27 protein-coding genes are annotated in these 26,465 nt (G+C 59.5%); 16 read left to right on the top strand and 11 right to left on the bottom strand.

Features of this window, described 5'->3' with window-relative positions; all coding sequences use genetic code 11:
- The first annotated feature begins 11 nt into the window (after positions 1-11).
- From FHX15_RS05955 to FHX15_RS05925, 7 genes are all read left to right on the top strand, one after another.
- Positions 12-1,064, top strand: coding sequence for a PhoH family protein (locus FHX15_RS05955; RefSeq protein WP_184394578.1), 1,053 nt, complete (start codon positions 12-14; stop codon positions 1,062-1,064).
- Positions 1,064-1,579 (top strand): rRNA maturation RNase YbeY, encoded by a 516-nt coding sequence (ybeY, locus tag FHX15_RS05950; RefSeq protein WP_184394577.1) that lies wholly within the window; start codon positions 1,064-1,066, stop codon positions 1,577-1,579. The genes FHX15_RS05955 and ybeY overlap by 1 nt, the downstream gene beginning before the upstream one ends.
- On the top strand, positions 1,576-2,712 hold the full coding sequence (locus FHX15_RS05945; RefSeq protein WP_184394576.1) for a hemolysin family protein: 1,137 nt from the start codon (positions 1,576-1,578) through the stop codon (positions 2,710-2,712). Before ybeY ends, FHX15_RS05945 begins: the two co-directional genes overlap by 4 nt.
- A 78-nt stretch (positions 2,713-2,790) precedes the next feature.
- Positions 2,791-4,395, top strand: a complete 1,605-nt coding sequence (gene lnt, locus FHX15_RS05940) for an apolipoprotein N-acyltransferase (protein WP_184394575.1) — start codon at positions 2,791-2,793, stop codon at positions 4,393-4,395.
- Between the two features lie 153 nt (positions 4,396-4,548).
- Positions 4,549-4,968, top strand: a complete 420-nt coding sequence (locus tag FHX15_RS05935) for a helix-turn-helix domain-containing protein (protein WP_184394573.1) — start codon at positions 4,549-4,551, stop codon at positions 4,966-4,968.
- 181 nt (positions 4,969-5,149) lie between these two features.
- Positions 5,150-6,403 (top strand): methionine adenosyltransferase, encoded by a 1,254-nt coding sequence (metK, locus tag FHX15_RS05930; RefSeq protein WP_184394571.1) that lies wholly within the window; start codon positions 5,150-5,152, stop codon positions 6,401-6,403.
- A complete protein-coding gene (locus FHX15_RS05925) occupies positions 6,400-7,101 on the top strand; it encodes a tRNA (guanosine(46)-N(7))-methyltransferase TrmB (protein ID WP_184394570.1) in 702 nt (233 codons plus the stop codon). The genes metK and FHX15_RS05925 overlap by 4 nt, the downstream gene beginning before the upstream one ends.
- Before the next feature lie 18 nt (positions 7,102-7,119).
- On the opposite strand, the gene FHX15_RS05920 is transcribed toward FHX15_RS05925, so the two are convergent.
- The 3 genes from FHX15_RS05920 to FHX15_RS05910 all read right to left on the bottom strand — a co-directional run bounded on the left by FHX15_RS05920 (position 7,120) and on the right by FHX15_RS05910 (position 8,157).
- Positions 7,120-7,272: a hypothetical protein gene (locus tag FHX15_RS05920; protein WP_184394568.1), complete on the bottom strand. Its 153-nt coding sequence runs from the start codon at positions 7,270-7,272 to the stop codon at positions 7,120-7,122.
- Between the two features lie 154 nt (positions 7,273-7,426).
- The gene (locus FHX15_RS05915) at positions 7,427-7,684 is read right to left on the bottom strand and encodes a DUF1150 family protein (RefSeq protein WP_112565322.1); all 258 of its coding nucleotides are present in this window, start codon (positions 7,682-7,684) and stop codon (positions 7,427-7,429) included.
- Positions 7,685-7,731: 47 nt separating this feature from the next.
- Positions 7,732-8,157 carry an Hsp20 family protein gene (locus FHX15_RS05910; protein WP_184394566.1) on the bottom strand — a complete coding sequence of 142 codons (426 nt, stop codon included), beginning with the start codon at positions 8,155-8,157 and terminating at the stop codon, positions 7,732-7,734.
- A 280-nt stretch (positions 8,158-8,437) separates the two neighbouring features.
- Between FHX15_RS05910 and FHX15_RS05905 the strand changes: the two genes are divergently transcribed.
- Entirely contained in the window at positions 8,438-9,382 is a 945-nt protein-coding gene (locus FHX15_RS05905) for a nucleoside hydrolase (RefSeq protein WP_184394565.1), read from the top strand.
- 73 nt (positions 9,383-9,455) lie between these two features.
- Here the strand turns inward: FHX15_RS05905 and grpE are convergent, their stop codons facing one another.
- Both grpE and hrcA read right to left on the bottom strand, forming a co-directional pair.
- A complete protein-coding gene (gene grpE / locus FHX15_RS05900) occupies positions 9,456-10,091 on the bottom strand; it encodes a nucleotide exchange factor GrpE (RefSeq protein WP_184394564.1) in 636 nt (211 codons plus the stop codon).
- 111 nt (positions 10,092-10,202) lie between these two features.
- On the bottom strand, positions 10,203-11,291 hold the full coding sequence (hrcA, locus tag FHX15_RS05895; protein ID WP_184394562.1) for a heat-inducible transcriptional repressor HrcA: 1,089 nt from the start codon (positions 11,289-11,291) through the stop codon (positions 10,203-10,205).
- A gap of 178 nt (positions 11,292-11,469) precedes the next feature.
- Here hrcA and rph point away from each other — a divergent pair, with 178 nt between their 5' ends.
- The 4 genes from rph (at position 11,470) to hemW (ending at position 14,541) form a co-directional block, all read left to right on the top strand.
- A complete protein-coding gene (gene rph, locus FHX15_RS05890) occupies positions 11,470-12,186 on the top strand; it encodes a ribonuclease PH (RefSeq protein WP_184394560.1) in 717 nt (238 codons plus the stop codon).
- A 73-nt stretch (positions 12,187-12,259) separates the two neighbouring features.
- A complete protein-coding gene (locus FHX15_RS05885) occupies positions 12,260-12,676 on the top strand; it encodes a VOC family protein (RefSeq protein ID WP_184394558.1) in 417 nt (138 codons plus the stop codon).
- Positions 12,677-12,684: 8 nt separating this feature from the next.
- Positions 12,685-13,329, top strand: coding sequence for an RdgB/HAM1 family non-canonical purine NTP pyrophosphatase (rdgB, locus tag FHX15_RS05880; protein WP_184394556.1), 645 nt, complete (start codon positions 12,685-12,687; stop codon positions 13,327-13,329).
- A 15-nt stretch (positions 13,330-13,344) separates the two neighbouring features.
- A complete protein-coding gene (gene hemW, locus FHX15_RS05875) occupies positions 13,345-14,541 on the top strand; it encodes a radical SAM family heme chaperone HemW (RefSeq protein ID WP_184394554.1) in 1,197 nt (398 codons plus the stop codon).
- A 5-nt stretch (positions 14,542-14,546) separates the two neighbouring features.
- Here hemW and FHX15_RS05870 read toward each other — a convergent pair whose 3' ends face one another.
- Positions 14,547-15,467, bottom strand: a complete 921-nt coding sequence (locus FHX15_RS05870; protein WP_184394552.1) for a DMT family transporter — start codon at positions 15,465-15,467, stop codon at positions 14,547-14,549.
- Between the two features lie 140 nt (positions 15,468-15,607).
- Here FHX15_RS05870 and gcvA point away from each other — a divergent pair, with 140 nt between their 5' ends.
- Positions 15,608-16,492 (top strand): transcriptional regulator GcvA, encoded by an 885-nt coding sequence (gene gcvA, locus FHX15_RS05865; RefSeq protein WP_184394551.1) that lies wholly within the window; start codon positions 15,608-15,610, stop codon positions 16,490-16,492.
- On the opposite strand, the gene FHX15_RS05860 is transcribed toward gcvA, so the two are convergent.
- The 5 genes from FHX15_RS05860 to mutM form a co-directional block, all read right to left on the bottom strand.
- On the bottom strand, positions 16,489-17,571 hold the full coding sequence (locus FHX15_RS05860; protein WP_184394550.1) for a saccharopine dehydrogenase C-terminal domain-containing protein: 1,083 nt from the start codon (positions 17,569-17,571) through the stop codon (positions 16,489-16,491). The two genes, gcvA and FHX15_RS05860, sit on opposite strands and share 4 nt — an antisense overlap.
- Before the next feature lie 131 nt (positions 17,572-17,702).
- Positions 17,703-19,256 carry a chromosomal replication initiator protein DnaA gene (gene dnaA, locus FHX15_RS05855; protein ID WP_184394549.1) on the bottom strand — a complete coding sequence of 518 codons (1,554 nt, stop codon included), beginning with the start codon at positions 19,254-19,256 and terminating at the stop codon, positions 17,703-17,705.
- Positions 19,257-20,109: 853 nt separating this feature from the next.
- A complete protein-coding gene (gene rpsT, locus FHX15_RS05850) occupies positions 20,110-20,388 on the bottom strand; it encodes a 30S ribosomal protein S20 (protein ID WP_184394548.1) in 279 nt (92 codons plus the stop codon).
- 193 nt (positions 20,389-20,581) lie between these two features.
- Entirely contained in the window at positions 20,582-21,355 is a 774-nt protein-coding gene (locus FHX15_RS05845) for an enoyl-CoA hydratase (RefSeq protein ID WP_184394547.1), read from the bottom strand.
- Positions 21,356-21,364: 9 nt separating this feature from the next.
- A complete protein-coding gene (gene mutM, locus FHX15_RS05840) occupies positions 21,365-22,255 on the bottom strand; it encodes a bifunctional DNA-formamidopyrimidine glycosylase/DNA-(apurinic or apyrimidinic site) lyase (RefSeq protein ID WP_184394546.1) in 891 nt (296 codons plus the stop codon).
- 153 nt (positions 22,256-22,408) lie between these two features.
- On the opposite strand from mutM, the gene ubiE reads away from it, so the two are divergent.
- From ubiE to FHX15_RS05825, 3 genes are all read left to right on the top strand, one after another.
- Positions 22,409-23,185, top strand: a complete 777-nt coding sequence (ubiE, locus tag FHX15_RS05835) for a bifunctional demethylmenaquinone methyltransferase/2-methoxy-6-polyprenyl-1,4-benzoquinol methylase UbiE (protein WP_184394545.1) — start codon at positions 22,409-22,411, stop codon at positions 23,183-23,185.
- 5 nt (positions 23,186-23,190) lie between these two features.
- On the top strand, positions 23,191-24,765 hold the full coding sequence (gene ubiB / locus FHX15_RS05830) for a 2-polyprenylphenol 6-hydroxylase (protein ID WP_184394543.1): 1,575 nt from the start codon (positions 23,191-23,193) through the stop codon (positions 24,763-24,765).
- 92 nt (positions 24,766-24,857) lie between these two features.
- Positions 24,858-26,441: an aromatic amino acid lyase gene (locus FHX15_RS05825; RefSeq protein WP_184394542.1), complete on the top strand. Its 1,584-nt coding sequence runs from the start codon at positions 24,858-24,860 to the stop codon at positions 26,439-26,441.
- The last annotated feature ends 24 nt before the right edge of the window (positions 26,442-26,465 follow it).

Here is a 26,465-nt window from a genome sequence, read left to right as displayed (position 1 = left end):
AGCTCGACCGCTTGAACGGACAGGAATTGGTTTCTACTTCACCGCGCCACCCACGCATAGCGAGCGACGCCAATCACTTCGTCCTGACGTTCGAGAACAACCGGTTCGCCAGCGAACTTTTCGGACAGTTCGACCAGAATTTGAAGCTGCTGGAGCAGCGGCTCAATATCGATGCTCGCGCGCGCGGCAACTCCGTTGTCATTACCGGAGATGTGCTGGCGACCAATCAGGCGCGGCGCACACTCGATTACCTCTATGAAAAACTCCAGAAAGGCGGCAGTGTGGAGCGTTCTGACGTAGAAGGTGCAATCCGTATGGCGGTTGCAGCCGATGACCAGCTCACGTTGCCGACGATGGAAAAAAAAGCCAAATTGACGATGGCGCAGATTTCGACGCGCAAAAAGACGATCATTGCGCGTACGCCAACACAGGATGCTTATATGCGGGCGCTGGAGCGCTCGGAGATGGTGTTCGGCGTCGGTCCTGCCGGTACCGGAAAGACTTACCTCGCTGTCGCCCATGCAGCCCAGCTGCTGGAGCGCGGCGCCGTTGAGAAGATCATCCTTTCGCGACCTGCCGTCGAAGCCGGCGAACGCCTGGGCTTCCTGCCGGGCGACATGAAGGAAAAGGTCGATCCTTATCTGCGCCCGCTTTATGATGCGCTCTACGACATGATCCCCGGCGACAAGGTCGAGCGGGCGATTACCGCCGGCGTCATCGAAATCGCCCCGCTCGCCTTCATGCGCGGCCGTACGCTTGCCAACGCCGCCATCATCCTCGACGAGGCGCAAAACACCACGTCGATGCAGATGAAGATGTTCCTGACGCGTCTCGGCGAGAATTCGCGCATGATCATCACCGGGGATCCGAGCCAGATCGACTTGCCGCGGGGCGTCAAATCCGGCCTCGTGGAGGCGCTGCACCTCTTGAACGACGTCGAAGGCATCTCGATGGTGCGCTTCAAGGATGTCGACGTCGTGCGTCATCCGCTGGTTGGCCGCATCGTCAAAGCCTATGATGCGACCTATGTAGCGGCAAACGAAGAGGACAGCCGGCAGGACTGATGGCCGAGCTCGACATACAGATCAGCATCGAGGATACGGGCTGGCCCGCCGAAGATGTATTGCACGCCCTTGGCGAACGCGTGCTGGGCGCGGCGGCCATTTATCTGCGGGAAGAGGAAAAGCAACCCTTCCCGAAGATGCCTCCGGAAGTCTCACTCGTCTTTACCGACGATGCCTCCATCCAGGACATCAACGCGGAATGGCGTGGCAAGGACAAGCCGACCAACGTGCTGTCGTTTCCCGCCTTCCCGGTGAAACCCGGCAAGATGCCCGGCCCTATGCTCGGTGATATCATCATCGCCAGGGAGACGGTGGAGCGGGAGGCGCAGGAACTCGAAAAGAGTTTCGACGACCATTTGACCCATCTTATGGTGCATGGTTTCTTGCATCTGCTCGGCTACGACCATATTAATGATGACGAGGCCGAAATTATGGAGAGGCTAGAGACTCGTATTTTGGCGATGCTCGGCCTATCTGACCCCTACGAGGGTCAAGACCTTAAAATGGAACCATGAGCGACTTTTCAACGAAGCCGGCGTCAGACGCCAAGGACTCCGACCAATCCTCCTCTTCCGACGAGGGTGGCAGTAGTCGACACCGACCGCAATCCTTCTGGTCGCGCGCTGCGCGTATGCTGAGGCCGCAACAGGGCTCCCGCCTGCGCGAAGACATTGCCGACGCATTGATGACCGATCCGGCCGCAGCCGATGCCTTTTCGCCCGACGAGCGGGCGATGCTCCACAATATTCTGCGCTTCCGGGAAGTGCGCGTTGCCGACGTGATGGTGCCACGCGCCGATATCGAGGCGGTTGACCAGAATATCACCATCGGCGAACTGATGATCCTCTTCGAGGAAAGCGGTCGCTCACGCATGCCCGTCTATGCCGAAACGCTCGACGATCCGCGCGGCATGGTGCATATCCGCGACCTTCTCTCCTATGTCGCCAAGCAGGCGCGCAACAAGCGCCGCGGAAGTACCAAGCCCACAGCAGGGGCACCGGCAATCGAGGTATCGCCGGAACATATCCAGAAGGCGCCGCGTTCGGCCAAGCCGAATTTCGACCTCGCACGCGTCGACCTGCAAAGGACGCTCGCCGAAACCGGTATCATCAGACAGATCCTCTTCGTTCCGCCCTCCATGCTGGCCTCCGATCTCCTGCGCCGCATGCAGGTCAACCGCACGCAGATGGCGCTCGTCATCGACGAATATGGCGGCACCGACGGCCTCGCGTCGCATGAAGATATCGTCGAGATGGTGATCGGCGATATCGACGACGAGCATGACGATGAAGAAGTGATGTTCAAGCGCGTTTCGGAAGACGTCTTCGTTGCCGATGCCCGTGTCGAGCTCGAGGAAATTGCCGAAGCCATTGGCCCAGATTTCGACATCAGCGAACAGATCGACGAAGTCGATACGCTGGGCGGCCTGATCTTCTCAGCACTGGGGCGCATCCCGGTGCGCGGCGAAGTCGTGCAGGCGCTGCCGGATTTCGAGTTCCATATTCTCGACGCAGATCCGCGCCGCATCAAGCGGGTGCGCATTACCCGTAAGCGCCAGGCAATCCGCCGCCGCGTCAAGACAGACGGCGATGGACCGCCGATTGGCGAAGGAACCGATGATCGGCCGGCGGAATCGACGGCAAACTGAACGTTCCGTAAGACGACAAGTGCATGCTTTTTTGAAAGACTGCGATTGGATTGATTCGCAGCTTTGATGGGAGTGCGCATGGAGCGGCTTGCGGACAGGATTATCCTCGTCTGGGGGTTCAAACGGTCGTTGCTTGCGATCGCAGCGGGTGCCTTCGGCGTCCTGGCGCTGCCCCCGATCGGTTTCTTCGCCGCGATGTTTGTTTCCTTCACGCTGCTCGTCTGGCTGATTGATGGGGCAGCGGCCTCACCGGAAAGCAGCCTGCTCGGCAGGCTCTGGCCGGCATTTGCCACGGGTTGGCTGTTCGGCTTCGGCTATTTCGTTGCCGGCCTTTGGTGGCTTGGACACGCACTGCTGATCGATTCAGAGGAATTTGCCTGGGCTTTGCCTCTCGCGATCCTTGGACTCCCGGCCTGCCTTGCGATCTTCTATGGGTTGGCCGCAGCACTTGCCCGCATCTTCTGGTCCGATGGCATGGGGCGGATTGCGGCGCTCGCTGCGAGCTTCGGCCTGCTCGAGTGGCTTCGCAGCTTCATCTTCACCGGCTTCCCGTGGAACGCCATCGGCTATGCCATGATGCCCATGCCCGTCATGATGCAGTCCGCGCATGTGATCGGCGCCATGGGGATAACGGCTCTCTCGGTTTTCGTCTTTGCTGCCCCTGCCCTCATCGGAACCCGGCAGGGGGCGAAACTCGGCCTCGGTCTCGCTGCCATGCTCTTTGCGGTGCATCTCGGTTACGGCGCCTACATCCTCTATCTTACGCCGAAACCCGAGGCTTTACCTGCGGACAAGCGGCCGGTAGTTCGCCTCGTTCAACCGGCAATCGACCAGACCGCCAAGATGGACAATGATGCGGATCGCGAGGCGATCTTCGAGACCCATCTCAAGCTTTCGGCGGAGGCGCCAAGGGAGGGCGGCAAGAAGCCTGACATCATCGTCTGGCCGGAAACGTCGATCCCCTTCATTCTCACCGACAACCAGGATGCGCTGACGCGGATTGCCGATACGCTCGACGACGACCAGATTCTGATCGCGGGCGCCGTGCGCGCCGAAGAACTCGGGCCTGGTTCTCCTACCCGCTATTATAATTCGATCTATGTGATCGACGGGCGGGGGCAGATCGTCGCCGCTTCCGACAAGGTGCACCTCGTTCCCTTCGGCGAGTATCTTCCTTTTGAGGATACCCTGAATGCGTTCGGTATCCAGAATGTGGTGGAAATGCCGGGGGGCTTTTCGGCGGCCGCCAGCCGTCATCTGCTCGAACTTCCAAACGGCCTGAAACTCTATCCGCTCGTCTGCTATGAAATCATCTTCCCGGACGAAATGACCGGCAACATCGGCCAAGCGAATGCCCTTCTCAACGTCACGAATGACAGCTGGTTCGGCTCGACACCGGGTCCCTATCAGCATTTTCAGCAAGCACGCGTGCGAGCGGTTGAAACCGGTTTACCGCTGATTCGCGACGCGAATAGCGGAATTTCGGCGGTTGTAGACGCGCGTGGCGAAATCGTTACAGGTCTAAAATTGGACGAAATTGGCTTTATTGATGCAACCCTCAATGGACTCGGAAAAAACAATGGAAGCTCATACCCTCGCCAAACGTACTTCTGGTTGACTGAAACGTTACTGATGCTCATTGCGCTAATTTCACGCAAGGGTTTTATATTCGGGTTGAATTGACCGAAAACCCCTAAAATTGCATAGTGGTAGCAATCGGCGTTAGTAACGTACGCTTCAGCGTGAGTTATCACGACTTGCAACGTGGCGTTACGGAATGAGGTCAGGGCATGCCGGTTAGAACAAGGTTGAATTTTTCTTTGCTAGGGCACGACCATGATTGAAAATAAGAAGAAGCCGAATCCTATCGATATTCATGTCGGTAGCCGTATTCGACTTCGCCGTACCATGTTGGGTATGAGTCAGGAGAAGCTTGGGGAAAGCCTCGGCATCACCTTTCAGCAAATCCAGAAATATGAGAAAGGCACCAACCGCGTTGGTGCCAGCCGCCTCCAGAATATTTCCAGCATCCTCAACGTTCCCGTTTCCTTCTTCTTCGAAGATGCTCCCGGCGAACATTCCGCTGCCTTGACCGGTATGTCGGAAGCGTCGAGCTCGAATTACGTGGTAGATTTCCTGTCCTCTTCGGAGGGACTCCAGCTCAACCGCGCATTTGTGAAGATCACCGATCCCAAGGTTCGTCGCAAAGTCGTCGAACTGGTGAAGGCGCTGGCAGCGGAAGCCGACTCCGACTGAGCGTCCACCCACGCTCTAAGAACTCAAAGGCGGCTCAAAAGGCCGCTTTTTTCCGTTTTTGAGGCAAAATTTGTCACTTCACCGCAGATATAAAGATATATTTATGTCCTTCTGCGCTTGTCATTCAGGCGCGAACTGAGTACCTACTAGGCTGCTTTTGTTCTTTGAGGGGAATCCCGGAATGCGCGCGAATTATCTCTTTACCAGCGAATCTGTTGCCGAAGGTCACCCGGACAAGGTGTGTGACCGCATCTCCGATGAGATCGTCGATCTGGTCTACCGTGAAGCGGCAAAGACCGGCGTCAATCCGTGGGGCGTGCGCATTGCCTGCGAAACTCTCGCGACGACCAACCGCGTCGTCATCGCCGGCGAAGTTCGCCTTCCGCCGAGCCTGATGAAGAAGGACAAGGACGGCAAGGACGTCATCAACCCCTCGAAGTTCAAGGCTGCGGCCCGTCGCGCCATTAAGGATATCGGTTACGAGCAGGATGGCTTCCACTGGAAGAAGGCCAAGATCGACGTGCTCTTGCACTCGCAATCGGCCGACATCGCCCAGGGCGTGGACAGCGCCGCCGACCAGCAGGGTGACGAAGGTGCCGGCGACCAGGGCATCATGTTCGGCTACGCCTGCAAGGAAACGCCCGACCTCATGCCGGCGCCGATCTATTATTCTCACAAGATCCTTCAGCTCCTCGCTGCTGCCCGCAAGAAGGGCGAAGGCGAAGTCGCCAAACTAGGCCCCGACGCCAAGAGCCAGGTCACCGTACGTTATGTCGACGGCAAGCCGGCGGAAGTTACGTCGATCGTTCTTTCCACGCAGCATCTCGACGAAAGCTGGGATTCGAAGAAAGTTCGCAGCGTCGTCGAGCCCTATATCCGCGAAGCCCTCGGCGACCTGCAGATTGCAGAGGATTGCAAGTGGTACATCAACCCGACCGGCAAGTTCGTCATCGGCGGCCCGGACGGTGACGCGGGCCTCACCGGCCGCAAGATCATCGTTGACACTTACGGTGGTGCTGCTCCCCACGGCGGTGGCGCATTCTCCGGCAAGGACACGACCAAGGTCGATCGTTCAGCTGCCTATGCGGCCCGCTATCTGGCCAAGAACGTCGTAGCCGCCGGCCTTGCCGACCGTTGCACGATCCAGCTCTCCTACGCCATCGGGGTCGCGCAACCGCTGTCGATCTATGTCGACCTGCACGGCACCGGCAAGGGTGTATCGGAAGATCAGGTTGAAGCCGCGATCCGTCAGAACATGGACCTGTCGCCGTCGGGTATTCGTCGTCATCTCGATCTCAACAAGCCGATCTATGCCAAGACCTCGGCCTACGGTCACTTCGGTCGCAAAGCGGGCCGCGATGGCTCGTTCTCCTGGGAACGCACCGACCTCGTGAAGGCGCTCAAGGATGCCGTCAGGACCAAGGTCGCGGCATGACGGATTTAGAACGCCGGAGCCGGGCGACCGAAGCCTTTTTCGGTCGCCGTAAGGGGAAGGCTTTGCGTGAACAGCAGGCCGAAAGGCTTGCCACCCTGCTCCCGGCATTCATCATCGATCTCTCAACGGCTCCCCCGGAGCCGCTGAAGACGCTTTTCCCCGCTGCAGTCGAAAAGATGCGGTTGGAGATCGGCTTTGGCGGCGGGGAGCATCTCATTCACCGCGCGCTGGAAACCCCCTCGACAGGCTTTATCGGCGTCGAACCCTTCATCAACTCCATGCAGAAGCTGCTGGCGCGTATCGATGAGACAGGTGCGCGCAACGTGCGTGTCTACAACGACGATGCGACGCAACTGCTCGATTGGCTTCCCGATGGCTGCCTCGAGCAAATCGACCTGCTCTACCCGGATCCGTGGCCGAAGCGGAAGCACTGGAAGCGACGCTTTGTCTCGAAGACCAATCTCGACCGTTTCCATCGCGTGCTGAAGCCAGGCGGGCTTTTCTGCTTTGCTTCCGACATCGACACCTATGTGAACTGGACGCTGCTGAAATGCCGCGACCATGGCGGCTTCGCGTGGACGGCAGAGAATGCTGCCGACTGGCTGACGCCCTATCAAGGCTGGCCGAGCACCCGCTACGAAGCTAAGGCCCGCCGCGAGGGCCGCTCCTCGGCCTATCTCACCTTCAAGCGGACCTGACTACGCAGACATTAGTTCTCAGGGCAGGTCGGCCACTACGACATCTTCCACGCCTTCGACGAGCCGTGCCTGTCGCCGAGCCGTCGGGCGCAACGATCGCCGCGCAGCCATCGATTTGGAGAAGAGCGCGAGATAGACGCCGTATGCTTCGGTCCAGAGCAAATCGCTCAATTCCTATCGGCCGCGGCCTCGGCGTCGTCCGAAATGGGAAAACTCTGGAAGGTGGCTATACGCATGGGCAAGCGACTCACACGAGCCCCTCGCATCGCCCATTACCATTCTTCATACACGCATTGTTGCGGCCACCCTGGGCAGCCAATCGTGATCAATGCAGGCTGACTGTCTTCAGCTCGTCCTCGGCGGCCTTAAAGAAGGTGCTCGAGCGATTGTCCGTCAGCAGGATTGGGGTACCGTCGGCGCCGAACAATGCCCAAAGATCAACGCTCGGATCGATATCCGGCGCCTCGGGAAAGCACTTGGCAACCTCTTCGGTGCGTATTTTGCGGATATAAGCGACCTCGCCATTGCCGATGCCGGCAAGTTCGGACTTGGTCAGACGCGACGTGGCTTCTTTCATCAACATTCCTGTTCCTCCGGGAGAAGGGACCAACGGCTCAGCGAACCGTTGTCTTACTGTGAAACCGAAATGTTAATTTTTTTGACCATGCGCGCCGGTTCCGGACGAATTAGATCAACCGAGAGCAGACCGTTCTTGAGACTTGCGCCCAAAACCTGCATGCCATCGGCGAGAACAAAGGTCCGCTGGAACTGCCTCGCGGCGATGCCGCGGTAGAGATAATCATGCTCGCCCTGATCGACTTGGCGGCCACGGATTAGAAGCTGGTTTTCCTCAGTGGATACATCGAGCTCTTCTTCACTGAAACCGGCAACGGCAAGCGTAATGCGAAGCCGCTCAGGCGCATCGTGGCCCGCAGCGATACGTTCGATATTGTAGGGTGGGTAACCGTCGCTCGCCTTGGAAATTCGCTCAAGCGTCTTTTCCATGGCGTCGAAGCCCAGAAGCAGCGGGCTGGCGAAAGGGGTGATGCGGTTCATCTTCCAAAGTCCTTGATGCAAGCGACCTCTCCGGACCTCATGCAGCATCCGGGTGGACCTAATATGGGAACGGTGGTTGTTTGCTGCAAGGCGTGATGGCGGTCCGTCCAGCCCTCTTGCATTTTAAGGTAAAGCCCCAACAGATCCCTTCCTTGACAAAGGGCGCAACGCCTCGCATCAAAACATGCCCGAGCGCAATGTGCTGATTTGCGACGGGAGCGTGAAGACAATGAGAAGGTGCATGCTATAGCGACGCGCACCAGAGGATGGAACTACCCGGATGGCAGAACCGAGAAAGATCATTATCGACACCGACCCCGGCCAGGACGATGCCGCCGCGATCATGCTGGCCTTCGGCAGCCCGGAAGAACTCGATGTCCTGGGCATCACTACCGTCGCCGGTAACGTGCCGCTGTCTTTAACGAGCCGCAACGCGCGCATCGTCTGCGAGCTTTGCGAGCGGACCGACATCAAGGTCTTTGCCGGTGCGGACCGGCCGATTGCCCGCAAGCTGGTCACCGCCGAGCACGTGCATGGCAAGACAGGTCTCGATGGCCCCACCCTTCCTGAGCCGACGATGCCGCTGCAGCCGCAGCATTCTGTCGACTTCATCATCGAAACGCTGCGGCGCGAGCCGGAAGGCACAATCACGCTCTGCACACTCGGGCCCCTGACCAATATCGGCCTGGCCTTCCAGAAGGCGCCCGACATCGTGCCGCGAATCCGCGAACTCGTCATGATGGGCGGCGGTTTCTTTGAAGGCGGCAACATCACGCCGGCTGCCGAATTCAACATCTATGTCGATCCGGAAGCCGCCGATATCGTGTTCCGCTCCGGCGTGCCTGTCGTCATGATGCCGCTTGATGTCACGCACCAGCTTCTGACCCGCAAGGAGCGCGTAAAACGCATGGCGGAAATCGGCACCCCGCCGGCCAAGGCGATGGTGGAGATGCTGGAATTCTTCGAGCGCTTCGACATTGAAAAATACGGCTCGGACGGTGGTCCACTGCACGATCCGACGACGGTCGCCTATCTGCTGAAACCCGAACTCTTCAAAGGCCGCGACTGCAATGTCGAGATCGAAGTGAAATCGGAACTGACCGTCGGCATGACCGTCGTCGATTGGTGGCATGTGACGGACCGCAAGCGCAATGCGAAGGTCATGCGCCATGTGGATGCCGACGGCTTTTTCGACCTGCTGATCGAGCGCTTCGCGCGGATATGATCTGCCAAGATCAGACAGGAATAAGAAAGGCCGCTCGCGCGGCCTTTCTTAATTACCGGGTATTCTTATTGGATCAGGCGTCCTTCTCGTCGAGCACCGAGTTGGCCTCGGCCTCCACGAGCTTCGGACCGCCCTTGGCAACGCCTACCATGGCCGGGCGCAGCACGCGTTCGCCGATGGAGAAACCGGCCTGCACGACCTGCACGACCGTATTGTTCGGCACTTCCGTATTCGGCACCTCGAACATCGCCTGATGGAAATTCGGGTCGAACTTCTGTCCGACCGGCTCCAGCTTGCGAACGCCGTGGCGCTCCAGAGCCGAGAGCATGGAACGCTCGGTCATCTCGACACCTTCGATCAGCGTCGTCAAGCCGGCGTCGGCAGCAGCCTTGGCTTCGGGCGAAATCGCGTCGAGCGCGCGGCGCAGGTTGTCCGAGACTGCCAGCATATCGCGGGCGAATCCTGCAACCGAATAGGATTTGGCGTCCTTGACCTCACGCTCGGTGCGGCGACGCAGATTATCCATTTCGGCAGCGAGACGCAGATAGCGGTCGCGCAGTTCGGCATTTTCGGCCTTCAGAAGCTCAAGCGCATCCGGTTCGCCTGCATCTGCTTCCTTCACGGCTTCATTCTCGACGTTTGCGGCAGCCTCGGCTGCGGCTTCCGCTGCAGCTGCGTCCGGTCCGTTTTGCGTCGTTTCATCAGTCATGACGATCTCCGGTTCGTATATTCTCAGATGCGCCCGATATCGATGTTTGGCCGGAAAAAATCAAGTCTGCGTTACGAAGAAGCTGAAATTCCGCCGGTTTCGCGTGAGGGGTCAGAGGGAACCACGCGAAAGACGCGACACGAGCTGGGCGGTATAGTCCACCATAGGCACGATGCGCGAGTAATTGAGCCGCGTGGGACCGATTACGCCGACAGCGCCGACGATGCGGTCGTCGTCATCGCGATAAGGAGCAACAATCAAGGAGGAACCCGAAAGCGAAAAGAGCTTGTTCTCCGAACCGATGAAGATACGCACGCCAGGTCCGCTTTCGGCGAGATTCAAGAGCTCGATCAAGCTGTCCTTTTTCTCGAGGTCATCGAAAAGCAGGCGCAACCGGTCGAGATCTTCCACACCGCCTACACCTTCCAACAGATTTGCGCGACCGCGGATGATGAGCTGTGCCGGTTTGGTCTCGTCCGAATTGCCAGCCCAGACGGCAACACCGCGTTCTACGAGATCCCGCGACAGCGCATCGAGCTCGTGGCGAACTTCATCCTTCAACCGGCTCAATTGCAGCCGCAATTCCGGCAGCGTCTGGCCGGTCATGTGCGCATTGAGGAAATTGGCGGCTTCGGTTAGTTGCGAAGAGGTAACACCTGCAGGCAGTTCGATAATCCGGTTCTCAATCTGATCGTGATCGCCCACCAGCACAGCCAGCGCCTTGGTCGGCTCCAGGCGGATGAACTCGACGTGTTTCAACACCGGATCGCTCTTGGAGGTGATGACGAGGCCGGCGCCGCGCGAAATGCCCGACAGCATGCGGCTAGCCTCGTTCATCATCGATTCCACCGGATTGTCGCGGCTTTCGGCTCGCACTTGGCGGTCGATGCTGGCACGCTCGTCAGCCGAGAGATCGCCGACCTGCATGAAGGCGTCGACGAAGAAACGCAAACCCACCTGGGTCGGCAGGCGGCCGGCGCTGACATGCGGTGAATAGATGAGCCCGAGCTCTTCCAGATCGCTCATGACGTTGCGCACGGAGGCAGGTGACAGCGACATGGGCAGAAGGCGCGACAGATTCCGGGAGCCGAGCGGCTCACCATGCTCCAGGTAGCCTTCGACGATACGCCGGAAGATTTCCTTCGATCGTTCATCCAGCGCAGCCACGGCATCCGAAACCGATGTCGACCTGTAGCTCATGAACTTTTCGTACCCATACTGAATGATGTCTCCGAAAATATAGCCAAACTCGTCCCCGTGGCAAAAGGGAATTTGCAAATGCACGCGGCCAATCGTAGAAGCGGGCGACGATACAATGCACGCGTGACATTGCCCGAGAGCCGCCTACGCCTTCGGCATTATGTTTCAGGAGAAGAGAATGCGGCCTTCAGGCAGAAAAACCGACCAGATGCGCAAGGTCTCCTTCGAGCGCAATTTTTCCAAGCATGCGGAAGGCTCCTGCCTGGTAAAGTTCGGCGATACACACGTGCTCTGCACGGCAAGCCTGGAAGACAAGACGCCGCCATGGCTGCGCAATACCGGCAAGGGCTGGGTCACCGCCGAATATGGCATGCTGCCGCGCGCAACCGGCGAACGCATGAAGCGTGAAGCTGCCGCCGGCAAGCAGGGTGGCCGCACGCAGGAAATCCAGCGCCTGATCGGCCGCTCGCTGCGCGCCGTGATCGACTTGACCGCGCTCGGCGAACGCCAGATCACACTCGACTGCGACGTTATTCAGGCCGATGGCGGTACGCGCACGGCCTCGATCACCGGCGGCTGGATCGCACTTTACGACTGCTTGCGCTGGATGGAAACGCGCAACATGATCAAAGCCGATCGCGTGCTGAAGGATCATGTCGCAGCAATCTCCTGCGGCATCTTCGCCAACCAGCCCGTCATCGACCTCGACTATCTCGAAGATTCCTCGGCAGAGACCGACGCCAATTTTGTCATGACGGGTGCCGGCGGCATTGTGGAAATCCAGGGCACGGCAGAAGGCACGCCTTTCAGCGAGGAGGAATTCTCCTCGCTCATGGGCCTTGCCAAGTCAGGCATTGCCGAACTCGTCGACTTGCAGAAGCAGGCGATCGCCTGAGGCTTCTATTCGGGATCTCGCCAGTGAATTTCCTTGTCCCTGCTTCGGGGGCAAGGCCGGACAAGAGGCAGCAATGGCGCAACCCATAGAAGGCATTCTTGAAACCGCGCTTTACGCGACCGATCTCGATGCGGCCGAAGCCTTTTACGGAAATGTGCTTGGCCTCGAGAAGATTGCGCGTTTGGGCAACCGTCATGTGTTCTTCCGCTGCGGACCGGGCGTGCTCCTGATCTTCAACCCGGAGGAAACGATGAAGCCGCCGGCACCTGATAGTCTGCAGGTTCCGCCGCATGGCACCACCGGAAAGGGGCATGCCTGCTTTCGCGTATCGGGAGACAATCTCGACACGATGGCTGCAAAGCTGAAGTCTGCAGGTGTCGCCATCGAATCTGAAGTTCACTGGCCGCAGGGCGGCCGGTCCATTTATTTCCGCGATCCCGATGGCAACAGCCTGGAATGCGCGGAGGCAAAAATCTGGGGCATGGGATAAGGATATTTATGCGTAAGCTCGAAACCAAGACCATTGTCGTCGCCAGCCATAATCAGGGCAAGATTCGCGAGATCCAGGATCTGATCGGGCCACTCGGCTTTACCGCCAAATCGGCGGCAGAGCTCAATTTCATCGAGCCCAAGGAAACCGGGACTACCTTCGAGGAAAATGCCACGATTAAAGCGCTCGCCTCAGCTCGGGCCTCGGGTCTGCCGGCACTGTCAGACGATTCTGGCCTCGTCGTGGATGCACTCCGCGGTGATCCGGGCGTCTACACCGCCGACTGGGCTGAAACAGGCAACGGCACCCGCGATTTCAACATGGCCATGGAAAAGGTCGAGAAGGCACTGGAAAAGGCCGGCGCAACGAAGCCTGAGCAGCGCACCGCCCGCTTCGTCAGCGTGCTTTGCCTCGCCTGGCCGGATGGTCATACCGAACTTTTCCGCGGTCAAGTGGAAGGGACGGTCGTCTGGCCGCCGCGCGGGATGCAGGGCTTCGGCTATGACCCCCTCTTCCAGCCGGAAGGCTATACAGTGACCTTCGGCGAGATGAGCGCAGAAGAAAAGCACGGTTGGAGCATTGGAAAGCCGCAGCCTTTGTCGCATCGCGCGCGTGCCTTCAAGCCCTTTGTCGAAACCTGCCTGGAAGCATAAGGCTACGCTTTGAACATGATCGAACAGCCTGCGCTAACACGCGATGCCAAGCTTCTGCCAGATACCGGCGAGCCCGGTTTCGGGATCTATGTGCATTGGCCTTTCTGCGCAGCGAAGTGCCCTTACTGCGATTTCAACAGCCATGTCCGCCATCAGGCGGTCGATCAGGAGCGCTATGTCGCCGCTTTCCTGAAGGAGATCACAAATGCCCGCCTGATGAGCGGGCCGAAGACGGTGACCAGCATCTTTCTCGGCGGCGGCACGCCGTCGCTGATGAAGCCGGAAACGGTCGATGCGATCCTTGATGGCATTTCGCGGCGCTGGCATGTGCCTGACGGTATCGAGATCACGATGGAGGCCAATCCTTCCAGCGTGGAGGCGGAGCGTTTCCGCGGTTATCGTGCCGCCGGCGTCAACCGTGTTTCGCTCGGTGTACAGGCCCTGAATGATCGCGATCTGAAATTCCTCGGGCGGCTGCATGACGTCGCCGATGCGCTCAAGGCGATTAAGCTGGCGCGCGACATCTTCCCGCGCATGTCCTTCGACCTGATTTATGCGCGGCCAAGCCAGACGGTCGAGGAATGGGAACACGAGCTCAGGCAAGCGATCTCCTATGCAGTCGATCATCTCTCGCTCTATCAGCTCACGATCGAAGAAGGCACGCCGTTCTACGGCCTGCATAAGGCCGGAAAGCTAATTGTACCCGATGGTGACCAGTCCGCCGCACTCTACGAGGCCACGCAGGAAATCACCGAACGCGAAGGGCTGCCGGCCTATGAGGTGTCCAACCACGCTCGGCCGGACGCTGAGAGCCGCCATAATCTCACATACTGGCGGTACGGCGATTATGCCGGTATCGGACCTGGTGCGCATGGCCGCCTGACACGCGGGGCTGAGAAGATTGCCACGGCAACAGAGCGCAATCCGGAAGCGTGGCTGGATCTCGTCGAGCGCAACGGGCACGGCATCATCGACCAAGAGCGGCTTGGGTTCGAGGAGCAGTCCGACGAACTGCTGCTGATGGGTCTGCGGCTGAAGGAAGGTGTCGATCTTGCTCGCTGGCAGCAGCTTTCCGGCCGCGATCCCGATCCGAAACGCGAACAGTTTTTACTGGAACACGGCTTCATCGAACGGATCGGCAATTCTCGCCTGCGCTGTACGCCGGCCGGTATGCTGATTCTGGATTCCGTCGTCGCAGATTTGGCGTGCTGAGCCTTTCAAGCAGCCCGCCTCCTCCCGAAATTGACGAGCCTTCCGTCGATCGCTGCAAGGCCTATCGCGATTAGCGCCATGCCGATCAGATGTTTGAGCTGCAGTTGCTCGCCGAGTGCGAGTGCGCCAAGCAGGATTGCACTGACGGGGATCAGGAAAGTCACCAGCATCAGATTGGTGGCGCCTGCCGTTGCCAGTATGCGGAAGAAGAGCACGTAGGCCACGGCGGTCGAGAGGACCGCAAGGCCTGATAGCGCCAGCCAGATTTCGGCTGAGGGCATGGCAAGCGTCCACGGCTTATCGACGATCAGGGCGACCGGCAGCATCAGAACTGTCGATGCAGTCACCTGCCCTGCCGCAGGGATGAGCGGTGCAAGGCCCATGCGACGGAAGCGCCGGCCCCAGATGCCGGCGAGCGAATAGGAGAAGGCTGCGGCGAGGACCGCGACTTGGGCAAGCACGTTCGAGCCGAGATCCTTCAAAGCATCGATGCCGATCATGTAGGCCACGCCTGCAAAGCCGACGATTACGCCGAAGAACCGGTTTGCCGTAAGCTTCTCATCCGCTGTCAGCACGTGGGCAACGACCACGGCGAAAAGAGGCGTCGTCGCATTGAGGATCGAGGCGAGGCCGCTTGCAATATGTGTCTGCCCCCAGACGATCAAGCAAAAGGGGATCATATTGTTCAAGAAACCCATGCCGAAGAAAGCGACCCAGCTCTGCCGGTCTCGCGGCATGGTCTGGCCCATGGCGCGCACGATCAGATTGAGCGCAATGGCAGCGAGCAATACACGCCCGGTCACAATGGTGAAAGGCGGCAGCGCCTTTACGAGAATGCCGTTGAAGAAGAAGGAGCCACCCCAGAGAAGCGAAAGCACGATCAGCATAGTCCATTCTGCGCCTCCCATGGATTTCTGCGTGGCCATGCCTATCCCCTTATTGAGTTCCGCTAACGTATCCTTCTCAGCTCATCCGTCCGGATTTGCCAACTGCCCACGTTTTTACTAGTATTCTCCGTCGTTAACAAACGAGCATTTCTCCTCACATGATTGAGTTGAGTTAAATCATGACCGATCCGCTGCCTTCGCTGTCGGCTCTGCGCGCCTTCGAGGCGGCGGCGCGCCATCTCAGCATGACGCAGGCGGCACATGAGCTGCATGTCACGCCCGGCGCCGTCAGCCTGCAGATCCGTGACCTCGAGGCTTCGCTCGGCGTCTCGCTGTTCGAACGGCGCCCGAGGCAGATTCTGTTGACGGCGGAGGGCCGAGATTATTTCGTCACACTGCGCACCGCCTTCCAGCTCGTGCGCGAGGCGACGGCATCGCTTACCGCACGGCGGCGCGGCAATGCCCTGACACTTACCTGCACGGCCGGGTTTGCGACACACTGGCTGCTGCCGCGGCTTCAGCGCTTCGAGGATATGCATCCGGATATCGATGTGCGTATCAGTGCCTCCCATCGCATGTTCGATTTCGAACGTGATGGCATCGATCTCGCCATTCGCCACGGGCTTGGCGGCTACGAAGGGCTGATCAGCGAACGGCTGGTGGATGACGAACTGATGCCCGTCTGCACGCCGGCGATAGCGGCAGCCCTTGGTGCCAATCCTTCGCCCGATGAGCTCGCAGAATATCAACTCATCCATGACGTCTACCGCCGTGACTGGCAACTGTGGCTCGCCGCGGCAGGCGCCACCAAGGTGGATGCCTCCCGCGGTCCAATTTTCAGCGACGGCAGCGGCGCCTTCGAAGCAATGAAGTCAGGGTTCGGCGTGGCCCTTATGCGCCGCTCCTTTATCGAGAAGGAGCTTGCCGAAGGCCGGCTCGTCGCACCGTTTCCGCTGGGACTTGCAAGCAAGCTTGCCTATCATCTCGTTTATCCGGGCACAGCAGTGGAACGACCCGCGGTCGCAGCGTTCCGGCGTTGGCTGCTTTCGGAAGCGAAGGCCTAACCCCTGTCGGCAGCACCCGCCTTGAACAGGCTGCCCGTCGGCGTCTTCAGGAACATCTCCAGCGGAATATGCTCCTGATGCAGGAAGCCGCTGGCCGGCAACAAGCCGTCTCGGACCATCTCGATCACGGCAACGACGGACGCGGAAGTGGTCCAGGCAATGGCCGTGCGGCGGGCGCCGGCAATCTCGATCGGATAATAGGCGCGTACGAATTCCTTGCGGCGGAGCACGTCATTGACAGTGCCTTCGGCTGCGACATGCACGTAGACGACATCGTCATCGACAGGCGGCTTGGCATTGGTCAGGATTTCGCCAGCCAGCCGTCTCCTTTCGCGCATGAGGAGTTCATGAAAAAAGAAATTCATCAGCTCCATGTGGCCGGGATAACGCATTGTCTTATAGTCAAGGTTATCCACCTTGCCGAGCATAGTGTCGCACATGGTGCCGAGGCCGCCGGAGGTCGTGAAGGCTTCCAGCTTGACGCCGTCAACATAGATCGTCTCGTGCCATTCCATCGGCGAGACGAGCTTGCGAACGCCGCCCTCGATGACCTCGCAGTCGTTCAGATATTCATTAACCACGCCCTCCGGCGACCAGTTGAAGGCATAACCCAGGAGTCCGGTCGGGTTCTGCGGCAAAGCGCCGACGCGCATGCGGATCGAGCGGCAGCGATCGAAGCCATCGGCAAGACTTGCGCCGACAATACCAACGAAGCCCGGCGCCAGACCGCATTGCGGCGCCATCAGGCCGCGTGCTGTCTTGGAAAGCTCGATGATGAAATTTGTGGTCGGCACATCTTCGGTCAGATCGAAGTAGTGGATCCCCGCGAGATGGGCGGCCCGCGCCAGTTCGATATTCAAATGGTACGGAAGGCAAGACAGGACAGCCTCGACGCTCGATAGCAATTCGCCGATGACAGAGGCGTCAGTGATATCGCCGCTCCGGCATTTGAAGGGCAGCTCGCCCATGGGCAGTTGCGCGTCGACTCCGATAACTTCGAAGCCGCCCTCGTGCAAAAGCGTCGCCGCGAGCCGCCCGACCTTGCCCAGGCCGATCACGGCAATCCTTTCAAAACTCATTGATGTCTCCTCCCGAGCGCCGACGTCTTCGCCGGCACGGTTTGTTCATGTGGAGGCTGTATAGAATAAAAGGCTTATAAAAGAAAACAGCCGGGAGCGATCCCGGCTGCCGGATCGGTGGCAATCCCAGCCTATTCGTTGATGAGGCGCTTCAGAAGCTCGATTTCATGCGAAAGTTTCGTGTCTTCCGCAATCAGTTCCTCGATCTTTCGCACGGCGTGCAGAACCGTCGTATGGTCGCGTCCGCCGAAGCGGCGGCCGATCTCCGGAAAGGAGCGTGGCGTCAATGTCTTCGACAGATACATGGCGATCTGACGCGGCTTGACGATGACGCGTGTACGGCGGTTCGAGACCAGCTCCTGGCGCGAGACGTTGTAGTGACGCGCGACGATACGCTGGATGTCCTCGATGCGCACGCGACGCGGCTCGCCGGAACCGACGAGATGGGCCAGAAGCTCATCCACGCGCTCGATCGACAGGTTCGGCTCGAAGGAGCGGCGGAAGATCAACTGGTTGAAGGCGCCTTCGAGTTCACGGCCGCTCGCGGTGATGTTGCGAGCGACATGCTGCAGCAGCTCGGCCGGGATTTCCAGCGACGGATCTTCAAGACGTGCAGCCGTCAGGCGGCGCTTCAGGATTTCGAGGCGCATCTCGTAGTCCGGAGCATCAAGCTCGATCGCCACACCGCCCTGCAAACGCGAACGGACACGCGGATCAAGCGATTCCAGCTCCCACGGCGCCCGGTCCGCCGCGACGACGACCTGCTTGGCGCTGTCGAGCAGCATGTTCAGCAGATGGCAGAACTCATGCTGGATCATCTTGCCTTGTAGGAACTGCATGTCGTCAATGATCAGAAGATCGATGTTGCGCAGCGAGTCCTTCAGCGTCAGCGCGTCATTGTCGCGGATCGCAGTCGCGAAACGCCACATGAAGTATTCGGCCGTCAGATAGACGACGCGTAAGCCGCGGGGGTTCTGCACCGCGGCATTGGCGATCGCCTGCAACAGATGGGTCTTGCCCAGGCCGACAGTCGCATGAACAAACAGCGGATTAAAGCGCACAGCACCCTGACCCGCTTCCGCAATGGTCTTTGCGGCGGCGAGCGCCACGCGGTTGGAACTGCCTTCAACGAAAGTGTCGAAGGTAAAACGGGAATCCAGCGGAGAGCCGAAGAGCGGCGAACCTACGCTCGCCGGACGGGCCGCAACGACCGCCGATACCGCCTGCTGAACGATCTGCCCCGCCGGCTGGGCTGACGCCGGACGGCGAAGCACGGTCGGCTGGGCAGCCGGCTCTATCGAAGCCGCCTCATCCAGCGCCTTCACGCCGCTGCGCGTTGCCGTGCGCACAAGGATCTCGACCTTCAAAATTTCGGAATCCTCGGCCTGGAACAGACCGACAATGAGATCGAGATAGCGGTTGTTGATCCACGACTTCAGGAAGGTCGTGGGGACGGTGAGACGAACGACACTCTTGGAAACCGAATGAAGCTTGAGCCGCGCAAACCAGCTTGCATAGACATCAGGACCGACTTGTGCCTTCAGACGCGCGCTGACGCGGTCGAAGAGAACGCCATGCTTCATCTCGCTCTTTTCTTCCGCCGCGCTCAGGTGAATGGAACCGAAGGACTGCGGTGCAGCTTCCCCGTTATCCAGCGCACCCGTCGTCATCGAATTCATCTGCATAATGCCGCCTTTCATTTCCTCGGGCGGTCATTCATTGACAGCCGCCCGATCATTCCCCGCTTTGACAAAACCGACGACACCCTCATGAGCCGCCCGCCTGCCGGTTCACTCAAACACTGTCCCTTTCGGGATCGACACAAAAACCCTCCGGTGGCCGCGCTCATGCGGCAACCGTCCCAATTCCCTCAGTCAGACCAGCGGCCGATCCTCGTTTTTCGCCCGCCAGCCCGAACGCACTATTACTTTCCCCTGCCCTTCTCCCGGCCTCGCGTAAAACGTGTGGCCTTGGCACAAAACGTCCCCGTTCCGTGACAGCCACGTCACGGTACAATGCCGTCGAGTGCTTTGAGAAAACGGAAGCTATGCGCTCCGTCGCAAGTGACACAGCGCCACCATCCTGCCGACATGGCAGTTTGGACTGACTTCTGCAGATGATGTCCGCGCCCTTTGCTGGAGGCCATTTAGGCAGGATCAAATGGCAAGATCAACGATGAATTTTACGCAAAATTAAGAAGCGGCCATTGACTCGGGCAAGGCTTTTAGGGCGTCACACCAGCGTCAAAAAAGAATCGCTTTTGAATCAAGGAGATTCCCCAACTGGGCTATTTTGGACACGCATAAAAAGAAAAAAGAAAAAATCTTCTTGACTCATTTGATGCCGCGGGTTGCGTGACCAGAGTCGCAACCTTTAAAAAGATCCTTGCGTAAGTTATTGTTTTAAAATGATTTTTCCTGTCATGCCCCTGACACGAAATCGTCGCCGAATTAACTATATCTGCGGCGGCCGCCGGAATCGAAAAAGCCCGGTAAAATTACCGGGCTAATCATAACGAGCAGTTCGTTAATGAGATATTTAAGCGTTCGCGGAAGCCGAAAGAGCCTTCACACGAGCAGCAAGGCGCGAGACCTTGCGGGATGCCGTGTTGGCGTGCATGACGCCCTTGCTTGCGGCGCGCGCCAGCTCCGGCTCAGCGGCGCTGAAGGCTTCCTTTGCCTTGACGGCATCACCGGCGGCAAGCGCCTCTTCGACCTGGCGAACGTAAGTGCGAACGCGCGAACGGCGAGCCTTGTTTACTGCGGTACGGCGAGCGATCTTGCGGGTCGCCTTTTTCGCCGAAGTTGTATTGGCCATGGATGCCTCTCTCAAGAATTCGAACAAACTCCACCATTGCCGCGCCGGCCCTGCGGCCACTCAATTCAGCAATACGGGAGCATTAGCGGAAAAGCTGATGGGCTTTCCGAACCGTGGGCGGGCATATAACGCTAAAGCGCATCCACGTCAACGCGCATTTTCAAGGAAAAGCCCCTTTCACGACGCCGTCCGCTCACCTGTTCTTGAAGGCCGGCTTGCGCTTCTCGATGAAGGCGGCCATGCCTTCTTTCTGGTCCTCGGTCGCAAACAGGCTCTGGAAGAGACGGCGCTCGAAACGCAAACCCTCCTCCAGCGTCGTCTCAAAGGCTCGGCTGACCGCCTCCTTAGCCATCAGCACCGAGGGGCGTGACAGCGACGCGATCCTAGCTGCCGCCTCCAGCGCCTCATCCAGAAGCCGTCCAGGCGCCACCACCCGCGAAACGAGTCCGGCACGCTCGGCTTCCGCCGCATCCATCATTCGACCGGTCAGAATGAGATCCATCGCCTTGGCCTTGCCGACTGCGCGCGTCAGGCGCTGTGAGCCGCCAATGCCGGGGATAACGCCGAGGGTGATTTCCGGCTGGCCGAACTTTGCGGTTTCAGAGGCAATGATAAAATCGCAGAGCATAGCGAGTTCGCATCCGCCACCGAGCGCAAAACCACCGACGGCAGCGATGATCGGCTTGCGAGCCTTGGCGATCTCGTCCCAGCCGCTGATGAAATCGCTCTTATAGACTTCGGCAAATTCGAGCGGCTGCATTTCCTTAATGTCGGCGCCGGCGGCAAAGGCGCGCTCAGAGCCAGTCAGCACGATCGCGCCGACGCTCTCGTCGTCGTGAAATGCTGCATAGGCCTGCTTCAATTCCTTGAGCACAGTTGAATTCAGCGCGTTCAGCGCCTGCGGCCGGTTCAGGGTGATGAGGCCGACGTTGCCGCGGGTTTCGACGATCAAGGTTTCGTAGACCATGGCGCTCTCCTATTTCTGGCAGGTGGCGCAAAAGAAGGTGGAACGGCCAGCCTGCACGATGCGCGAGACCGTACCGCCACAACCCGGCGTGCGGCAAGTTAGACCTTCGCGATCATAGACGGAAAAGGAATGCTGGAAATAACCGAGCGAGCCATCCGTCTGGATATGGTCGCGCAGCGACGATCCGCCGGCGGCGATTGCTTCTGCGATGACATCGCGGATCGAGCTGACGAGCCTGTTCAGCGGTTCCTTCGGCTTTCCAGCCTTCGTCACCAGGGTACCGGCAGCGCGTGTCGGCAAGAGATGCGCCCGCCACAGCGCCTCGCAGACATATATATTGCCGAGCCCGGCGATGTTTTTCTGATCCAGGAGCGCGCTCTTCAGCGGCTGGGCCTTGCCGTCGAACCGATCCGCCAAATAGGTGGCAGACAGTTCGTTGCCGGTCGGTTCCGGCCCCAGGGCGAACAGGAAAGGGGTAGCATCGAGCTCGGAGCGGTCAGCGATATCCATGAAGCCGAAGCGGCGCGGGTCATTATAGATGACACGGCGGGGGCCGCCCTCGCCTTGCAGATGGAAGATCGCATGATCGTGTTTCTCGTCCTTGGAGCGTTCATGGTGAAAGTCCCCGGGCGTGGCGGAAAGCGGCCCTTGCTCGATCCTGAAAGAGCCGGACATGCCAAGATGGGAAATGATCGTCTTGCCACTGTCGAGATCGATCAGCAGATACTTGGCGCGCCGTCCGAGGCCGATGATCGTGCGGCCAGAGACCTGGGCTTGGAAATCCTGGGGGAAAGGAAACCGCAGGTCGCCGCGGCGCAATTCCAGCCTCTCGATGCGCGCACCCTCCATGGCCGGCGCCAGGCCGCGCTTCACCGTTTCGACTTCTGGCAATTCCGGCATCTTAACTCATCTATGTCTAACGTGTATCAACCGCCCGCGATGTGCGCTATAGCGCCAACGTGCCGCGGGCGGACCGTGGCCCAGAGATAGCGCCGCGCCCTCGCTTTCGCTATGGTCGCCGCGCCGAATTCTTGATGTGAACGGAGTTGCTTGATGTCAGACAGCCGGACCTCCGCCGATGGCGGCATGGAAACGTCCTACGGCTTCCGCGAGGTGCCGACCGGTGAAAAGCAAGGCCTCGTCAACGAGGTCTTCCACAAGGTCGCCAAACGCTACGACATCATGAACGACGTCATGTCCATGGGCATGCACCGCGCGTGGAAAGACGCGATGATTGTGTCGCTCAACCCTCGCAAGGAGCGTGGCTACAAGGTTCTCGACGTTGCCGGCGGCACCGGCGATATTGCCTTCCGCATCGTCGAAGCCTCGAACCGCCAGGCGCATGCAACCGTTCTCGACATCAACGGCTCGATGCTGACCGTCGGCGCCGAACGGGCCAAAAAAAAGAAGCTCTCGGACAATCTCACCTTCGTCGAGGCCAATGCCGAGGAGCTTCCCTTCGAGGCAAACAGTTTCGATGCCTATACGATCGCCTTCGGCATCCGCAACGTGCCGCGGATCGAGGTGGCGCTCTCGGAGGCCTATCGCGTGCTGAAGCGCGGCGGACGGCTGCTCGTGCTGGAGTTTTCGGAAGTGGACCTGCCGATTCTCGACAAGGTCTATGATGCCTGGTCCTTCAACGCCATTCCGAAATTCGGCAAGGCGATCACCGGTGACGCAGAACCCTATCAGTATCTCGTGGAATCGATCCGCAAGTTCCCGAACCAGGAGAATTTCGCGGCGATGATCAGCACGGCCGGCTTTTCCCGCGTGACCTATACCAATTATACCGGCGGTATCGCAGCGCTGCATTCCGGCTGGAAGCTCTGATCCGCATGAGTGCTTTCGGGGCATATTTCAGGCTCGCAAGGGTCGGCTGGATTCTGGTGCGCGAAGGCGTCATTTCGGCGCTTCCTTCAGAGGGATTGCCGCCATCCGTCAGCCTCGCAAAATCCTTCGTCGGCCTGTTTGCACGCAAACGCAGCAAACAAAAGAAGCGCAGCGACCGGCTGGCGCAGGCCGTCGAGCGGCTCGGGCCGTCCTATGTGAAGATCGGCCAGTTTCTCGCGACGCGTCCTGATGTCGTCGGCGTCGAGTTTGCCGACGACCTGTCGCAGCTTCAGGACCGGATGGCCTTCTTCCCGGCTTCTGCCGCCAAGGCCAATATCGAGGGCTCGCTCGGACGGCCAATCTCGGAGCTCTATGCGAGCTTCGGCGATCCGATTGCCGCCGCCTCCATCGCGCAGGTGCACCCGGCCGAGGTCGACACACCAGCAGGGCGAAAAAAGGTCGCCGTGAAGGTCGTGCGGCCGGGTGTCAGGGCACGGTTTGCCCATGACATCGAGGCGATGTACCTCGTCGCCCATATGCAGGAACGCTTCATGCCGGCGAGCCGCCGCCTGCGACCGGTCGAGGTGACGAAGACGCTGGAACAGACCACCAAGGTGGAGATGGACCTGCGCCTTGAGGCCGCCGCCCTTTCGGAGATCGCCGAAAATACCGATAAGGATCCCGGCTTTCGGGTGCCGAAAGTGGACTGGGAGCGCACCGGCCGCGACGTCATCACAATGGAGTGGATCGACGGCATCAAGATGTCCGACGTCGAGGGGCTCAAGGCCGCCGGCCACGATCTGAACACGCTTGCCGATACGCTGATCCAGTCATTCCTGCGCCACACGCTGCGGGACGGCTTTTTCCATGCCGACATGCATCCGGGCAACCTTTTCGTCGATGCCGGCGGCATGATCGTCGCCGTCGACATGGGTATCGTCGGACGTCTCGGCAAGAAGGAACGCCGCTTCCTTGCCGAAATCCTCTACGGCTTCATCACACGCGACTATATCCGGGTGGCGGAAGTGCATTTCGAGGCAGGATATGTGCCCGGCCACCACAATGTCGAAAGCTTTGCCCAGGCGATCCGCGCGATCGGCGAGCCGATCCACGGTCAGCCGGCCGAGACGATCTCCATGGGCAAGCTCTTAACGCTGCTCTTCGAGGTGACGGAACTCTTCGACATGCAGACGCGACCGGAACTCGTGATGCTGCAGAAGACGATGGTCGTCGTCGAGGGCGTTTCGCGCATGCTCAATCCTCGCTTCAACATGTGGAAGGCGTCCGAGCCCGTGGTCGGCGACTGGATCAAGAACAATCTCGGCCCCAAGCGTATCGTCACCGATCTCAAAGACGGGCTGAAGGCGGCCGTAAAGCTTGCCGAAGCCGCCCCTGAAATTGCCGCCCAGACGGAGAAATTCCACCATCAGCTTCTGCATATGAGCGAGCATGGGCTGCGTTTCGATGATCACACCGCCGAGGCGATCGGCAAGGCGGAAGCGCGCCATAATCGTTCCGCGAAAGTCGCCCTCTGGATCATTGCGCTCACGCTTCTCTATATTGCCTGGGCAATAAGCTGATCGGGAACCAGCAAAAGCATGATGTGTTCGGCATTTGGGATATCCCGCCAGACGTGAGGCTCGCTTAGTCTCACCTCCATGGAGATGAGCACATGAAGCATGAACGCCCCGGAATCGAACTGAGCGGCCAGCCCTTCAGCTTTGCCGAGATGGTGAGGATCGGTTCCGGCAAGGTTGCGCTTTGGGCGTCTGAGATCGGTATGCAGCGCGTAAAGATTGCGCGTTCGATCGTCGAGGATGCCATCGAATCCGGCATGCCGGTTTACGGCGCAACCACGGGTGTCGGCGCCATGAAGGATGTCGAATGGTCGCCCGAAGATCTCGAGACCTTCAATCTCGGCCTCGTGCGCGCCCACCATTTCGGCACTGGCACGCCCTTTTCCTGCAATGTCGTACGCAATGCCATGGCGATGCGCGTTAACACGGCGCTGACGGGCCAGGTCGGCTGTACGCCAGACCTGATCGAAGCCTATATGCGGATGCTCTCGGCCGATCTCATTCCGGTCGTACGCCGCACCGGCTCCATCGGCTGTGCGGATATCGGTCTCATGGGCCAGATCGGCGCGGTGCTGACCGGTGTCGGCGAAGCGATCTATCGCGGGGAGCGCATGCAGGCGGCTGAAGCATTCCAGGCGGCTGGCATGGAGCCGGTGAAGATGGCGCCGCGTGACAGCCTCGCCTCGCTCAGCGTCAATGCCGTCAGCTTTGCCGCGGCCGCCGAGACGACACGCAATGCGGCTGCCTCGATCCGCGTGCTGCTCGCGACCGGCATGATGGCGTCAGGTGCGCTCGGCGCTTCGCGCGACCCCTGGCGGGCCGTGCGCCATGTCGGTACGGCGCGCGAGGCACTGATCGGCTCCTGGCTTTGCAATGCATCGGAAGATTGGGAATGGCCTGTCGCGACCCATGTGCAGGATGCGCTCAGCCTGCGCATGATCGCTCAGGTCTTCGGTGCCGTTATCGAGAACCTGTTGTCGACCGGTCACAAGATCCTTGCTGCCACGGGCCGTTCAGACGACAATCCCGTTGTCGTCGAGGGGCGGGTAATGACCTCGGGCGGCTCGCTGCCGCTCGATGTAACGATCCTGCTGGAATCAGCGGCGCTTTGCATGGCGCATGCGGCGCGCAACGCCTTCAACCGCTGCGTCTTGCTCGGCAACGGTCAGCGCCGCGATCTGCCGGTCAATCTCGTGCCGCCGGGCCGCATCGCCACAGGCTTCGGCCCCATCATCAAGCTCGCCGGTGAAATCTTCTCACGTGTTCTATCCATGTCGAACCCGGTTTCGGCGCAGTCGCTTGTCGTTGCAGCAGGCCTGGAGGACGAGGCGGCCTTCCTGCCGCTCGTCATCGAACGTTTCGACCGGCAGATGCGAGCGCTGAAGCGCCTGGCCGCACTCGAAGCCCTGCTTTCTGCGCAGGCGATTGATATTATCGGCGACACGCCGAAGGGTGTAGCCGGCATGCTCTACGAAATCGTGCGCAAACATGCCGCCTTCTATACGGTCGACCGGCCACTATCTGCTGAAGTCGAGGCGATCGAAGAGGAACTCGGCTCAGATGACTTCCTCTCCAAGCTGATCGAGCAGGCGCCGATCGCCTCCTTCGACGATTTCTTTGCGCTCGGCTCGCTTGAGCGCATCGAGGAACGGCTGACACGGGAAGCTGCCATTATCTGAATTTCGACCTATCGAGGAGACGCG

This window comes from Rhizobium sp. BK650 (assembly GCF_014195325.1).
In the GTDB taxonomy this organism is placed as follows: domain Bacteria; phylum Pseudomonadota; class Alphaproteobacteria; order Rhizobiales; family Rhizobiaceae; genus Rhizobium.
Note: the sequence above shows the minus strand (reverse complement) of the source record. Positions and strands in the feature narration are given on the sequence as shown.

Coding starts and splice junctions, on each gene's coding strand:
- rph (WP_184394560.1), top strand. CDS start 11,470: ATGCGGCCTTCAGGCAGAAAAACCGACCAGATGCGCAAGGTCTCCTTC.
- rdgB (WP_184394556.1), top strand. CDS start 12,685: ATGCGTAAGCTCGAAACCAAGACCATTGTCGTCGCCAGCCATAATCAG.
- FHX15_RS05910 (WP_184394566.1), bottom strand. CDS start 8,157: ATGAACCGCATCACCCCTTTCGCCAGCCCGCTGCTTCTGGGCTTCGAC.
- dnaA (WP_184394549.1), bottom strand. CDS start 19,256: ATGCAGATGAATTCGATGACGACGGGTGCGCTGGATAACGGGGAAGCT.
- FHX15_RS05925 (WP_184394570.1), top strand. CDS start 6,400: ATGACGGATTTAGAACGCCGGAGCCGGGCGACCGAAGCCTTTTTCGGT.
- FHX15_RS05945 (WP_184394576.1), top strand. CDS start 1,576: ATGAGCGACTTTTCAACGAAGCCGGCGTCAGACGCCAAGGACTCCGAC.
- lnt (WP_184394575.1), top strand. CDS start 2,791: ATGGAGCGGCTTGCGGACAGGATTATCCTCGTCTGGGGGTTCAAACGG.
- hrcA (WP_184394562.1), bottom strand. CDS start 11,291: ATGAGCTACAGGTCGACATCGGTTTCGGATGCCGTGGCTGCGCTGGAT.
- FHX15_RS05915 (WP_112565322.1), bottom strand. CDS start 7,684: ATGTTGATGAAAGAAGCCACGTCGCGTCTGACCAAGTCCGAACTTGCC.
- metK (WP_184394571.1), top strand. CDS start 5,150: ATGCGCGCGAATTATCTCTTTACCAGCGAATCTGTTGCCGAAGGTCAC.
- ybeY (WP_184394577.1), top strand. CDS start 1,064: ATGGCCGAGCTCGACATACAGATCAGCATCGAGGATACGGGCTGGCCC.
- FHX15_RS05870 (WP_184394552.1), bottom strand. CDS start 15,467: ATGGCCACGCAGAAATCCATGGGAGGCGCAGAATGGACTATGCTGATC.
- mutM (WP_184394546.1), bottom strand. CDS start 22,255: ATGCCGGAATTGCCAGAAGTCGAAACGGTGAAGCGCGGCCTGGCGCCG.
- FHX15_RS05885 (WP_184394558.1), top strand. CDS start 12,260: ATGGCGCAACCCATAGAAGGCATTCTTGAAACCGCGCTTTACGCGACC.
- ubiB (WP_184394543.1), top strand. CDS start 23,191: ATGAGTGCTTTCGGGGCATATTTCAGGCTCGCAAGGGTCGGCTGGATT.
- grpE (WP_184394564.1), bottom strand. CDS start 10,091: ATGACTGATGAAACGACGCAAAACGGACCGGACGCAGCTGCAGCGGAA.
- ubiE (WP_184394545.1), top strand. CDS start 22,409: ATGTCAGACAGCCGGACCTCCGCCGATGGCGGCATGGAAACGTCCTAC.
- hemW (WP_184394554.1), top strand. CDS start 13,345: ATGATCGAACAGCCTGCGCTAACACGCGATGCCAAGCTTCTGCCAGAT.
- FHX15_RS05905 (WP_184394565.1), top strand. CDS start 8,438: ATGGCAGAACCGAGAAAGATCATTATCGACACCGACCCCGGCCAGGAC.
- FHX15_RS05825 (WP_184394542.1), top strand. CDS start 24,858: ATGAAGCATGAACGCCCCGGAATCGAACTGAGCGGCCAGCCCTTCAGC.
- rpsT (WP_184394548.1), bottom strand. CDS start 20,388: ATGGCCAATACAACTTCGGCGAAAAAGGCGACCCGCAAGATCGCTCGC.
- FHX15_RS05860 (WP_184394550.1), bottom strand. CDS start 17,571: ATGAGTTTTGAAAGGATTGCCGTGATCGGCCTGGGCAAGGTCGGGCGG.
- FHX15_RS05935 (WP_184394573.1), top strand. CDS start 4,549: ATGATTGAAAATAAGAAGAAGCCGAATCCTATCGATATTCATGTCGGT.
- gcvA (WP_184394551.1), top strand. CDS start 15,608: ATGACCGATCCGCTGCCTTCGCTGTCGGCTCTGCGCGCCTTCGAGGCG.
- FHX15_RS05845 (WP_184394547.1), bottom strand. CDS start 21,355: ATGGTCTACGAAACCTTGATCGTCGAAACCCGCGGCAACGTCGGCCTC.